Origin of the sequence: Hymenobacter tibetensis, assembly GCF_022827545.1 — a bacterium.
GTDB classification, from domain to species: Bacteria; Bacteroidota; Bacteroidia; order Cytophagales; family Hymenobacteraceae; genus Hymenobacter; species Hymenobacter tibetensis.
Map to the genome: position 1 here is coordinate 4,902,691 of NZ_CP094669.1, position 14,232 is coordinate 4,916,922.

Annotated in this window: 8 protein-coding genes; all 8 read left to right on the top strand. The window is 55.1% G+C overall.

Features of this window, described 5'->3' with window-relative positions:
- The first annotated feature begins 10 nt into the window (after positions 1-10).
- Positions 11-832, top strand: coding sequence for a DUF4007 family protein (locus tag MTX78_RS19770; protein ID WP_243797660.1), 822 nt, complete (start codon positions 11-13; stop codon positions 830-832).
- Between the two features lie 13 nt (positions 833-845).
- On the top strand, positions 846-1,367 hold the full coding sequence (locus MTX78_RS19775) for a hypothetical protein (RefSeq protein ID WP_243797662.1): 522 nt from the start codon (positions 846-848) through the stop codon (positions 1,365-1,367).
- Positions 1,368-1,433: 66 nt separating this feature from the next.
- Positions 1,434-5,783 carry a hypothetical protein gene (locus MTX78_RS19780; RefSeq protein WP_243797663.1) on the top strand — a complete coding sequence of 1,450 codons (4,350 nt, stop codon included), beginning with the start codon at positions 1,434-1,436 and terminating at the stop codon, positions 5,781-5,783.
- Between the two features lie 39 nt (positions 5,784-5,822).
- Positions 5,823-8,141 (top strand): hypothetical protein, encoded by a 2,319-nt coding sequence (locus MTX78_RS19785; RefSeq protein ID WP_243797665.1) that lies wholly within the window; start codon positions 5,823-5,825, stop codon positions 8,139-8,141.
- A 14-nt stretch (positions 8,142-8,155) separates the two neighbouring features.
- A complete protein-coding gene (gene brxL, locus MTX78_RS19790; protein ID WP_243797667.1) occupies positions 8,156-9,640 on the top strand; it encodes a BREX system Lon protease-like protein BrxL in 1,485 nt (494 codons plus the stop codon).
- 10 nt (positions 9,641-9,650) lie between these two features.
- Entirely contained in the window at positions 9,651-10,826 is a 1,176-nt protein-coding gene (locus MTX78_RS19795) for a cysteine desulfurase family protein (protein WP_243797669.1), read from the top strand.
- Positions 10,827-10,868: 42 nt separating this feature from the next.
- The gene (locus MTX78_RS19800) at positions 10,869-12,002 is read left to right on the top strand and encodes an ATP-binding domain-containing protein (protein WP_243797671.1); all 1,134 of its coding nucleotides are present in this window, start codon (positions 10,869-10,871) and stop codon (positions 12,000-12,002) included.
- Positions 12,003-12,033: 31 nt separating this feature from the next.
- On the top strand, positions 12,034-14,232 hold the full coding sequence (locus MTX78_RS19805) for a hypothetical protein (RefSeq protein WP_243797672.1): 2,199 nt from the start codon (positions 12,034-12,036) through the stop codon (positions 14,230-14,232).

Below are 14,232 nucleotides of genomic sequence, written 5' to 3' on the forward strand. Positions count from 1 at the left end.
CTAGCAAATAATGGAGCCTATCGAAAATGTAGCTTTAAGCTATCATCGTGGATTTGGGTTAGTTAGAACAGCCGTTGCATCAGTACTGCGCTCGTACTCTGAGGGCTATACCAGGGCACAGATTGAAGCTGAGTCAAAACTTGGGCCTGACCAGTTTACTGCAGCTGCAATTTATTGTGAGCGAAGTGGTTTGACGATTCAAGGCAAGCTTACTGATTTTGGCTTAACTGTAGCCGAAAATGATGCGACTTTATCTGAGTCAACAACTCAGTGGGCAATGCATTATTTTTTATCAAATCCTGCGCTCAATTCACCTAATTATTGGGCAATGCTGACCTTGAATGGTCTGCCTTTATTAGGTCAGTTGAGCCAAGCTAGGATTTCAGAGGACATAGTTAATTACGCCCAGGAGGTTTCTGGCTGGCAACCGTCAGATAGAACCGTAAAGTCGGGAGCAACAGCTTATTTAGCTACTTATGCGAAAGAGGAGGGTTTGGGTTCACTAGGCATCCTTGAAGAAGCCGAAGGCCGCAGCCAATACACGGTACGACAGCCTCGGGCACTGTCGGTCGGTTCGTTTGCCTGCCTACTGGCCGACTACTGGCAACGCCACTGGCCCGACCGTGCCGATGTGCTACTTGAACAAGTCACACAGGGTGAATTGGCGCGAGTGCTGCTGCTGAGCGAAAACAAGGTAAACGACCTGCTCGGCTCCCTGGCTGCCCCCGATATGGCCCTTGTGAAGCGGCAGCGCAAGCACCTGCCGTACCAGATTATCCGTCAGCCTAGCCTTGATGTGACCACCATCTGGCAAACTCACCTCTACCGCTAACGCCCACGCAACCGTGTCGCCTGCCACTCCTGCTTCCCTGCTAACCGATTGGTTCGATGATGAGCCGGCCTTCGATTGCGCCGCTGTGCCCATACCCGTGCTGGCCTTGGTGCGAGCGCTGGCCAGCGGCACCACTACCCGGCGCTGCGCAGTGCTGTGGCTGTCGCCAGCTGCCTATATCGCTGGTCCCCGCTGGGCTACCCACTGCCTCGAGATACAGCCCCGACACCTGGGCCGCGAAGTGCTGGCAACTTGCGAAGCCCAGGGTACCCAACGCATACCTGCCAGTGCTTCTGACCTGCTCCGTCACCTACATACCGCAACTGCCGGTACCACAGGCACCTGGCTTTGGGGCCTTGATGCCTTGCTCACCCGCCTGTCTACCACTGAAGTACAGGTATTTTGGGCAGCCCTTTTCGACTTGCGTCAGCGCCCACCCTTGCTTCTAGCTCTGCCCCAGAACTACCGCGACTTCGGCCCCCCCGAACCCAGCCGCTGGCTTCAGGCCGACCCCTGCCGGGGGGTGGAGGTCTGAGCTGCTGCCTTCACGACTATTATATTGATTTTTGGTTTCTCCCGTCCTAATTAGCGTTTACCTTTAATGACACTCTATTCTACCCTCATTGGTGATGTAACAGTACCTAATCCCGATTTCCGCTTCGTGTATGACGTGCGGCTAAGCCAATACCCCGCTGACCCCGACAACTTGGCCTTAGCCAAAGCCTACCAATGGACGAACCAGCGCATTGGTGCCGACGAACAACCATCGGTGCAGGTACTCGAAACGGTGTGCAATGCTTACGAGTACAGTGCCCACGATTCCAATAAAAAAGAAGACCCCCGCCGGGTGTTGCAGGCTACTTATGGCCATGGCAAATCTCATTTAGCCCTTGCCTTGGCCAATTTCTTCGGTCAACCTTCTGGCTCGAATGAAGTAGAGGCCGTTTTGGCCGGCGTGAAACACGTGGCTCCCGGCGTAGAAACCCGCCTGCGCACCTTCAAGGCCGACCGCAAGCCTCATTTGGTATTGCGCCTCACTGGGGGCGGCGATGACAGCCTATCAGCCGCTGTAGTGCGCGGCTTCGAAAAAGCGCTGAATGAAAACCCTGACACCCGCGGCACCGACCTCGGCCTGTGGTTTGATAAGGCACTCACCGCTCTCGATAAATTTAGCCCCGAGCAAGCCGCCATTGCCAATAAATATCTTGAAGCCACTGCTCCCGGTGAAAACATCGACCTGGGAGCCTTACGGGCTACGCTACATGGTGACCTGCGCGACGGCCGATACCGCGAGTTGACCCACCAGCTGGTTGAGCACGTGCTGGGCGTGTACCCCAATTTTGGAGCTGCCCTCACGCCTCGTGAGTTGCTCAACAAAGTCGGCCGCGACTTCTGCGGCCCCGACAAGCCCTTTGCGGGCATCCTGGTTCTGTTTGATGAATTCGCGGCTTTTGTCGAAGCCTACGCCCGGCAATACGGCCGGCACACCGATAGTCAGCCCCTCCAAAGCCTGCTCGACGGCATCAGCGACTTGCAGAAGCCCGACCCCGGCCAAGTTGGCAAGCGCAACCGCGCCGTATTACTGGCCTTTTCTCAGCAAGACCCCGACGACGTGGCCGAGTTGGCCATGCGCGAGCGCGGCGCATCCAAAAGTGCCCTTGGCGACCTCAAAAAAGAACTCACTCGCCTGCCGAACGAGGCCCGCAACCCGCTTTACTCGCCCATGGAGGCCGTGCTCGATGCCTACCTCAAGCAAAACAAATCTTTGTGGGACGAGCTCACTCCCGACGACTCGATAGCTGACAACGACGTAGTCGATGCCGTCGATGCCGTGCGCAACTTCTTCCCTCAGCGCTACACCGATGCTGCTGGCTGGACGCTCGACCGCATCCGCCACACGCTGGCTTACGGCTGCCACCCGCTGCACCCGCTCACCACGGCCCTGCTGTGTTCGGCTACCCTGCGGGCCGGCTCGGCCGCTCGTACGGTACTTTCCTTCGTCACCGATGCGATGAAGGACATGCAGGGTCGTCGCGCCTTGGACGATGACCAACGCCTGTGCTGGGTCCGTCCCATTGCCTTGGTGGCTTATTACAAGCATCAGCTCGTGTCCGATGATGATTGGAAGCAGTTCCAAACCACTCTGGGCAAAGCGACCCCCGCAAAGATTCCTCATACCGAGGCCACGCTCCAGGCCATGCTGCTCTACGGCACCGCCGGCTTCCAGCCGGGCGACACCGACGCTACCGACTACTCAGGGGCGTTGGCCGTGCTCACCGGCCTGGCCCGGCCCCTCATAAAACGCACCTTAGAAAACCTGGAAAGCGCTGGCTACATCGAACTCGACCCAGTGAGCGCCACATACCGCTTTTGGGCCAACAATCAGGACGGTTCTCAGGTCCGGGTGGCAGTAGCGGAAGGCCTTGAAAAACTGCGGCGCGATGATAACCGGATGCTCACTGCCCTCTACCGAGGGTTGAAAGACGAAGAAGCCAAGTTTGCGCCGGTAGGCGAAGTCGTATTCCATGGCTCCACCAACGCCGACTGGAGCGCCAGGGTGATGTTCGTGCCGCGCCAATTGTGGAGCCCGGCTTATCTAGCCGACTTGCTTAAGCCCCGGTGTTTGGAAAACGGCAGGCTCTCAGACGCGGCGCGAGGCTATGTGCTGGTTCCCCTTGCCGCCACCGAAGGCGACGTGCAATGGCTACGTCAACACGCCGAAGCCGACCTTAACCAGGCTGTATCCACGCTCGCCGACCGTCAGCAAGTGCCCCCCGTGGTAGTGGTATTGCCCAAAAAGCCCCACGATGCCCTGCTCAACGCGGTGCTGGAATTGGACGTGCTGACCAACCTGTCCGAAGCGCAGAAACGGGACCTTGGTACCGAGCCGCTTACCCTGCGCCGTACCGCTGTGCGGGCCACCGTGCAAAGCGCCCTCGATGTGCTTAAAACCGATGTGCGAGCTGCTGCCGATTATGCCGTGCCTACCCTGCACCGCTCTGGCATCGAGCGTTTGCTCACGAGCAAGCGCGTGGTAAACCTTACCCATATTCTGGCTGCGGCCTACGAAACAGTATATTACCGCTTTGCGCCGTACTTGGGTGAGCCTACCCGCGGCCCCAAACTGCGCGAGGCCGTAGGCCTGGCCGCAGTACGTCTCTACAAAGGCAATTTCTTGGATTGGGCGGCTAACACCGAGCGGGGTAATCTAGGCCGCGCCCGCGACCTTTATAGCAAGGTGCTGCGCATTGGTTCGCCCGGTTCCTGGGGCGTAGTCGATACCAGTGAACGGGTGGTTGCACCCAAATTGTCCCTGGTGAAACACGCTTGGGATTTGCTCGAAGCCACGGTACCGCCTGGTGCCGAAGCCCAGCCCCTGCGCCCGGTATTACTGCAATTACTCAACGCTCCCTATGGCTACGACCCTTGGTCGTTGGGCCTGCTCTTCGCTACCTGGTGCGGCGTAAACCGCCACCAGCTCCAAATAAGCGATGCTGCCGGCAAAGTTTTGGATTACAAAACATGGTTGGGTACTGGTAATAACTTCGAGACCATTCTCGAATCTATCCTGCATACCTACGACCTGCGAGCTACCCGCCGCAACGAGGAAATGGTGGAAGACGAAGTGCAGGAGTTACTCAGCAAGCTGCGCTACCCCGTACCCATGGCGCTGGCTGAGGCCGACACCGTGCTTCAAAAGCTTACCCAGTTTGCCAGCACTGAAGGCGGTAAACCCCACCTGCGCGACGAAGCGGAGCAAGCTGCCCGCCAGCTCACCCACGAAGTGCAGCAGGCTCAGGATTACGAAGCTCGCATAAGCGGCGGCATCAATAGCCTGGAATCAGTGCCTACTACCGCCAACGGCATCAAACAGCTTATTGACCTCTACCAGTTGTTTAGTGACCCCACTAAAGCTGGGGTGCCACTGGGCCGGGTGCTACCCCCCAGCCAAGCCACCATCGTCCAGGCTCAGAAGGGCGCTAGTATTAAGCTCAGGCCCCTGCTTAGCGATGTATGCTCGGAACTGGCCAACGCCTCAGTGCGGAGTTACGAGCTTAACAAGCAAAACTTGAACAAACTACTGGCCCTGCTCGCCCCCTTAGGCGAACCCGACTTGGAGCGGCGGGTGCGCGATGCTCAGCAGCAGCTGGAAAATCTCAATGAAGAATTTGGTAAAGAAGCACTGGATAAGGACATCCGCGATAAAGTAACCGAGTCGCGTAAGGCTAATGCCTTGGCCGATGTGCGAGAATTGCTGAACCTGTTTGATATCGCCGACCCTAAAGCTGATTCTACAGTATCAATGGTAGCCGAGGCCACCATTGCCCTCACCACCAAGCGCCAAGAAGCCGAAGCCTGGCTGCTGTCCATGCAGGAGCGGGCCCAAGCCTTCACCGAAGGTGCCGCTATCACCACTTTCGAGCGCGACCTCAACCGCCGCGCCGCCCAGTTTGAAGGTACCCCCGAGGCCGAGCAAATCAAGGAATTGGAGTTTCACGCCAAGCGGACTACCACCTTGTTGGCTGACCTCAAGGAATTGCGTCGTGAGAAGCCTAAAACAGCTGACGACATGCGCCGGGTGGTTAAGGAATACGAGCGCCTCGCGGCACGTGATGGCTTAGCCGAGGCCCAACTTACCCTCGTTGCCCAGGAACGCACCGAATTCGAGAGCCGATTCGACCAACAGCGTCAGGCTGCCCGTGAAAAGCTTGATGAGCTAATTCGCCGCAACGAGGCCCAGGAAGCTCCCGCTTTGCTGTTGGCCGATGTGGAGAAAAAACTTGAATTCCTACCCGCCGAAGACAAACCTCGCCGCGATGCGCTGGAGAAAGACCTGAAGCGTCGCGTCGCCAAAGACCGCGCCAGCGTCGCCGAGAAGGCCTTTCTCGATATTGGTAGTCGCGCCGAGCAAAAGGCCTTACTAGTGCGCCTTCAGCAGTTTCTAGACTAGAGCTTCAAACTACTTTGCCGTCTATCTTCCATATTCGTTATGCTACCTGCTCTTTCCTCTTTTCTGCTGCTCGACCCCCACGGTGATGCCCGCGTTCCGGTAGGTTATGCTGTCGTCGCCACCGAGTTGGAATGGCTGCGCGAAACTACTAGCATCGGCCTCTCAGCGCCGCCCATCGTGGTACGCGGCCTTGAGCTCACACGGTGGGTAAGGAAGTGGTGGGAAGCGCGGGGCGGCGAGTGTCAGGAGTTAGTTTCACCCGGTTACACGCTCCAACGCTTGGTAGCTACTTTGCCTACCGCTACCGCTCAGGCCATAGCCGAGGAATTGCATACCCATTGGGGAGCCGACACGTGGCCCGCTCCGCTCACGCTGCCGGCCGTCCTCACCGCGCTATATCCGGCCGCCCAGGCATTGTGGAAGTCAGACTCTAATAACGAACCTGCTGCCGTAGCGGCTATTGCCGGGCAGTGGCTAGCTTGGCTGCACCATACCGACCAAGTTGAGTGGCCCTCGCAACACGTCGCCTTGCTAACCGCATGGCTGGCTGAGTGGGAAAAAGCTGCCCCCCAGGCAGCCCTGCTGATGCCGCTTGACCCGGCAATGGCTCTGACTACTTACCAGGCCTGGGTAGGATTGGCCCCGGCTCCGCTAGCCCGGCCTTTGCGCCAGGCTTTCGCTTGGGCTGGACCTTGCCCAGCGCCTGTGCCCGCCCCGTGGTCCGCCGCTGCCCGGCAGTACTGGGAAACCGACCTGCCGCGCTACGTAGATGCCCGACCTACCGGCACCGAGGCTAGCTTAGCAGTTGCCGCTTGGTGGGCGCAAACCAATAACCAACTCTTACATCCCGACTTGCTACCACTAGTTCTCAACGTAGCCGTGCAGTACGTTTCCCAGCACCGAGCGGCCCTCACAGCTGACCTTCTGCGCACTTTGCGGGCTAGTATGGCTCCCGAAGATTATGCTCGGTTGGTTCGCTACCTGCCCCCACCCGAGCCCGGCCCCCTGCCTGATGAGCCCGAGGCGGTGTTGCGTTGGACGACCGACGAGTACCTTCCTTACCGCCTCTGGCAAGCGACCCTTGACCAGCCCGACGAAGCTGCCATTGCCACCGTGCGTCATCACGCGTTGGCATTTGGTGCGTGGCTGCTGACCACTTACCCCGCTCGCTTGGTTGGGGCTACTCATCCTTATCAGCATCTCTATTGGGCTCAACCCAATCGGGTACTTCCCCAGTCTCCCAACGAGGTGGTGGTATGGGTAATTGCTGACGGACTGAGTTGGGCTGATGCCCGCTTCGTAGCCCAAAAAACAGGCGAATTGTCCGCCAACCGTCTATCTACTACCGAAGCAGCCCGTTGCTTTGGCCTGCTGCCTACTATCACTCATTTTACCAAAGTGCCAGTACGGGCGGGTATCCCTTACCAAAACACCTTAGGTCGTCTGCCTGAGTTGGCCTCCGCTGCTACTGCTGACGTGCGCGACAGTCAAGATCCTGTGCAACGTGCCAGCCAACTTGCCGGCGGCCAACTTCTAGTCTGGAAGCCTTTGCAACCCGATGCCGCCTATCACGAATCAGCTGAAGCTTCCGTGGTGCGCCGCAATGCGTTGGGCATTCTTACTACTTTGGCCCAAACCATTGTGGACGTAGCCCAGGAAATTCCCCGCTCTCTGGCCCTGCGGGTATTGCTCACCACCGACCACGGCCGCATGGCCGGCCTTGGCACTCGCGCTGTGACCGTGCCCGAGGGTTTCGAAGCCCACGGCCGAGTAGCTTACCGCTTGGTCCCTGGTCCACCCCCTGCACCTTCCCCCGATATTGAATGGCTTGACCCCGAGTTTTTCAGCTTACCCGGCTGGGCTGGGGTAGTGCGCGACGAGCGCAGCTTTCGTAAGCTACGCAAAGATGGCAGCCAAGCCGGAGGCCCCGACAACTTCTCTCACGGTGGTATCTGGCCCGAAGAAGTGGTAGTGCCATGGCTCACAATCCAGCGCGATGCCGTGCCCATCAAAATTACAGGTAGCGCTACCGGCCGGGCACGAGCGGGGAGTACCGGTACGATTACCCTACAGCTGTTCAACGAAGCCGACCGCCCCGTTCGCTTACGGCGGCTTCAAATTAGCTGGACGGGTACCCCACCTTTTGAAGCTGAAGTCAGTACGACCCTGTCCGGCCAGCAAAGCACGTCTGTTTCCGTGCCACTCTCGAATTGGCCCGATGGTTTGCGCATCGGCACGGCTACTTTATTTATCACCGTCGAGCTGGCTGATGGCCGCGAGCAGCAGTTTTCGCTAACTAATCAACTCAGCACCGACGAATTTCAAACTCGCCAGGTCGACCTGCTCGGCGACCTCTAACTATTTCTGCTCCGATGGCTCTTACTTCTGATGAATTATTCGGTGGTCTCTTTGACGAAGGCACTCTGTCCATGCCTAACCTCGTGAACGGTGTTGACCTGGTTGCGCTCGAAGCCAAAGTTGTGCGGGTTTTCGGCAACGTGTCCATCGACAAGCGTCGCCTGCCTGCTTCCAAGTTGCAAAGTCGGGGCATCCCTGGTTATGTGGCCGAGTGGGTACTTGAATCCAGAGCCCCTGGCCGCGGGCCTCTTTCTGCTGAAGATGCCGCCACAGTGTTGGAGTGGGCGGCCCGCGTTGTACCCAAGGCCGACGAGGGCAACCTCATCCGCAACCGCCTCCTTAATGGCGAGGCCGTGCGTATCCTCACGCCCGTGCAGGTAGATGTGAACCTGACCGGCAAAAAAGCTGAACGTGTGGCCAAGCTGCCCATGATTGGTGAGGAGAGGGCGCAGATTGCCGAACACCTGCTCGAAGCATACCCCGCCCTGCTTCAACAAGGGATGTGGGGGGTGGCCCAGCTGCTTTACATCCGCGATCAAGGCATTGTCATCACCGAGTTCCAGCCCATGCAATCTACTGTGGACTTGAACCGTTGGCGCGAAGCCCGGCGCGAGTTCAGTCTCCCGGAATGGCGCTCCTTGCTTATGCTCACCATGGGCTACAATCCCGCTGCCTATACCCCCGAAGCTCAATTACTAGTGTTGGCTCGTCTCTTACCATTGGTGCAAAAAAACGTGCATCTCATGGAACTAGCCCCCAAGGGAACAGGCAAAAGCTACGTGTACGAGAATATTTCTCCCCTTGTGCGTCTTATCAGCGGCGGCAATGTGTCGCCAGCCGTGCTTTTTGTCAATAACCAAACCAACCAGCCCGGCATTTTGGCCCGCTATGCTGTTGTTGTACTCGATGAAGTACAGACTCTAAAATTCGAGAACCCAGCCGAAATTGTCGGCGGCCTTAAGGGTTACTTAGCTAACGGTAAAATATCGCGGGGCGGCAAGCACGAAATGGCTTCCGACTGCGGATTCGTGTTATTGGCCAACATCACCCTTGATGCAAACCAGCGGCCTGCTCGCCAATCCATTGTAAGTGAGTTGCCCGTCTTCTTGCAGGAAACAGCCTTTCTCGACCGTATTCGAGGCCTTATCCCAGGCTGGCAAATACCTAAGCTCTCTCCTACCAGTTTCGCCGAACAGAGTGGCCTCAAAGCTGATTATTTCAGTGATATTCTGCTGCTGCTGCGTCAGGACTTAGAAATTGACGCTTACTGCGCCCGCCACATTAACCTTGGCCCAGATGCCTATCAGCGCAATCAGGAAAGTGTTCGGGCCTTGTCCAGTGGCTACATGAAACTTCTCTTCCCCCACGGTGAGGTTAATGACGCTGACTTTAAAAAGTACTGTGTCCAACCTGCCACCGACCTACGCCAAGGTGTATGGGACCAGCTTTACAACCTCGACCCCGAGTATCGCAAGTATGGGCAATTCGTTGCCCCCTAATTATCTATCAATGTCCCCGCTCATTTATCTCGACCACCACGCCACCACGCCCTGTGACCCAGTAGTTGTAGAGACTATGCTGCCCTACTTTACGGCACAATTCGGTAACCCGTCTTCCGCTCACTTCGCTGGCAGCCGGGCTGCCGATGCTGTGCAGTTGGCCCGTGAGCAAGTGGCGGCATTAGTGGGTGCTCAACCCGGTGAGGTCATTTTCACTAGTGGCGCCACAGAAGCCAACAACTTGGCCCTACTTGGTTATGCCCGGGCCGCGCAAGCAACCAACCCGCGCCGTCGCATCATCATTTCGGCTATTGAGCACAAAGCCATTACCAATCCAGCCAAGCAGCTCGTGCGTGAAGGCTTTGAAGTGATTGTTCTTCCCGTTGATGCACAAGGAACAGTAAGTATGGCGGCGGCGGCAGAAGCCATAAATGCTAATACGCTTCTGGTTTCCATCCATGCTGCTAATGGGGAGGTTGGTACCATCCAGCCCATAGCCGCGCTAGCCCAACTTGCCCACGCCGCCGGAGCCCTGATGCACACCGATGCCGCTCAAGCCGTCGGCAAAATCCCGGTTGACATGCTAGCCTGGGGCGTCGATATGCTCTCCCTAAGCGGCCATAAGCTCTACGGCCCCCAAGGCATAGGAGCCCTCATTGTGCGTCACCCCCGCCGTACCCAGCTCGAACCACTCGGCTACGGTGGTGGCCAAGAGCGCAACTGGCGCTCAGGCACCCTCAATGTTCCCGGTATCGTCGGCCTGGGTGCCGCCTGCAGCCGTTGCGCCCAGGTATTACCTGAGGAAAGTACCCGCCTAGCAACATTGCGCGACGCATTCGAAATGGATGTTCTAAAAGCCGTGCCCAACGCTTACCGCAACGGCAACACCCAAAACCGGCTACCTCACAATGCTAGTCTAACCTTTCCGGGTATTGAAGCCGATGCTCTATTAGCTCGCCTGCCGACCCTGGCTCTCAGTACTGGCTCTGCCTGCGACGCTGGTACCATTGAGCCGTCTCCCATACTGTTAGCTTTAGGGCTTTCTCGTGATAATGCCCGCGCCACTGTAAGAGTAGGGATGGGACGGTTTAATACAGCAGAAGAAGTGATTGAGGCCAGAGTGACACTAGAGGTTCAGATCGTCAAACTTAGAAGACTGCTTGCGGACTCTTTTTATAAATCTTGATCCTCATTTAGCTCTAAAATATACTTTCCAAATCATAGTTATATGCCATTCAAAAAGTTTAATATCATTACTGAAGAGGATTTACTTAAGTCTGAGGGAGGACCAAATATGCTACAAGCCATCAAATTCAATGGCCCTCGTCATTTACTGGTAACGGGCCCACCCGGTAGTGGAAAAACAACCATTAGTCTGCTACGTGCCACTCGCGAAATACACAAGGGCAAGGCTATCAAACTACTTACCTATCAGCATCTGCTACGATACAGTTTGCTCGGTGTGGCTGATCCGGTGCTTCAACCACACATCATTACTATGTATCGTTGGCTAACCGACAACTTCAGTATTAATCCGGAAAGCCATAGTGTAGCCGAAATGGTAAGCCTCATGATAGGTAAAGGCCAGCAGTACGATGAGATTCTAGTAGATGAAGGTCAAGATCTGCCCCGTCACCTATATGAAGCATTACCTACTCTTGCAAGGCGGCTATCGGTAGGGGCGGATACTGGACAAATGCTTCACAGCAAGGGCACAAAGAGCAAGGATATTGGCCAGGCCTTAGAAACGCATCAGGAAGTCGTAGAATTTTCGCTCCAGTTTAATTACCGCAATTACTTCGAAACGTACGATTTCGCACGCCAATTTATGCCACTGGGCAACCGCGATAATATTGCGCTGCAAAATATGCCGAAGGGCAAAGGGGGCCTTGACCGCCGGCCCATTATCGTACAGACAGCTAACGAGAAAAAAACTCTTGAACAGATCTATAACCTACTAATTGATAATGAGTCAGTGAACGTAGCTGTGTTGTTTTTCTATACGCACGAAGTAGACGCCTGGTGTCGCAAAATTCAAGCTAGGCTAAACCAAGACAGGCTAGACTTACGCATCAGTCGCTTCCATAGCGACATGAGTGATTACGAGCGTGAGAAAGAAGCTGAAACCATGCAAAATTTTGTGGTTACTACTTACAAATCTATCAAAGGGCTAGAGTTTCAAACCGTTATTATGCCCAGCATGGAATATGCGAGCATCCGACCGAAGATTGAAACGCCTCAGCACTATTACGTGGCCTGTACACGCGCTACTGAAAAGCTGTATTTGCTATATCAGGGCGATAAAAAGCCTGACTGGCTTCTAAAGTTTCGCACCGACTCTTATGTGCATCATGCATTCTGAGTAAGTACCTTGCAGTTTTAAGACCTGTTATATGCCTCGTCCCTCACTCAGTAAGATCTATTCTGCAGGCGCCAGACAAGCCGAACTCATTGAGTTGTGTAAGCAGAGGGGACTGCCAATTCAAAACTCCAAGGGAGGAAAATTGACGAACGAAGCCTTGAAAAGGCAGTTAGACGACTTTTCTGCGGACCAAGGAAATATATCAGCTCTCCCAGCAGCGGAAGAAGCTTCTCATGTATCAGGTAGTGCTAACCGGACTGAGGAAATTCTCAAAGCTGATGACGATACCTCTGCACGTTCTGTTGATACCAAACTTGTCGATAGTACCTCTGAGGCTGTAGAAGCAGAGCCGCAGGCAGTTAAATGGGAGCAAGGATCATCCATGTCTTTGCAGCCCGAACTGTTTCCCATCTTTTCTCCGCCTGCAGCACCGCACTCGTCGGCAGTCACTCCGGAGCTAATCATTACTAACCCAGACAATTTAGAAGAGACAAGTTTTGAGCGAGATACCGCTGGTATTTTGCTTCCATCTGAGCAAGTGGCAGTCGCCCAGTTTACGAAAGTCCAAGATCATTCCATTAACAAGGTTGACGCAACGCATGGTGCAAGCAGTAGGCTCACCTTTACGGAAGAGGTCAAATCGTCGCCTCGGTCTCGGCCTGATGGACCCTATTACCTCCAACTCTCGCATAGCAAGCTAGCCACCAGCCTTAGCAGAGGTGTATTTATTCCTGTTGCACTAGATCCGGACCCAGAGCTGCAGCGAATGCGCTCAGGTGATTTACTATCTAAGTATCCAAACTGTCTACCACTGTTACATGGACGGCTTGCATCGTTTTCGGACCAGGACGTTTTGGTAGAGTTAACGCTACGCCCCAGTGAAGTAAATCAGCTTGTTGAATACGGCTCAATTTACGCCTACCTAGAGCCGTTGCCTGTTTCTCGCATCCAAAGCCTAACATTTGCTAATGCTGATGCTCTCGCAGATATTCAAGCTGATGCTCTCACGTACAAAAACTTCTTTCTGCCTCAGCAACGAATAATGCTTTTGTCAGAGGGGAAAATAGTGCCGCTGATTGAATTGCCACCTGACACTGAGGTCCACATCTCGGAAGCACCTAACGCCGACAATTGGATTCCACGACTACAGCAGTTTGATCAACAGCTTGGTTTGTTTGGCTACCTGAAGCACGCTCCATTGTTAGCTGCTAATACCACTCAAACGGTTCAAGATTATTCAGCTGAATTCCAGTATGCACTTAGCTTGCTAAACACGACGGTGGCTACGCCTCCACCTGCATCTGGCAGCGAGTTGTTACTGCGAACATTACTGCGGATAAATCCTTCATTTCCTCAAACGGCTGGGCAAATGTTGCTCTCAGCTTTAGTAGATAGCATCTACGCTGGAACTGAGGCATCTTTAGAGTGGGCTACGCAGTTGTTAGCAAATGTCATTGCTCAATCGTCATCCATTGTAGGAAAGCACTCTGGTTTGCAAGACTTGGAAGAAACGCAACGCCAAATTGACTTACTCAAAACCTCTCGCACAAATTATCAAGACGCGTTAGCCGCTATTGCCCGTGGTGGTCGCCAGTCCATCCCCAAAGTGCCTTTCGCAGCCGTTGTGCTTCTAATCAAGCACCCGAACCGTGCCCGTAGCAGTGCCGATAAACAAGCTGTGCTCGATGTACTCGGCAAAGCTGCCGACCGCGGTGCATTAGCTTCGCCACAGCTGGAATGGCTGCTTGCTATTCTTGGCTTGTACTATACCTATTCTCGTCTGACCCGTGAAGATCCAAACTTGCACATTCGCAACCCTAACTTAGCAGCCCTTGCGCGACCATTGCATCGGCTGCGTTTCGACATGGACCATTTTGCTGACCGCGTTGTTGTTGAAACCGTGTTCCGTGTTGCCTCCGAAGGCAAGGTAATATCGGATAGGCTTGCCTATCTAGGGCCAGATGATGAACAGGCTACGACTATAGAATTACCGTTACGTGCGACGGGTTTTTCATCGGCACAGACTCTATTCGATGCTCCAACCAAACCTGTCGTTAACTCGACTACGGTGACTGCTTCTATGCCGTCCAATGATTTAATTCTTCACCAAAGTGTGTTACGCAAAATGCTGGCACTATTTGCCCCTGAACAGTTTGAGCAACTACTTCTACCCAGCTTCACTCCGGCTGAGCAGACGTTGCTACGTCAGGTTCTAGCATTCAAACAGTAG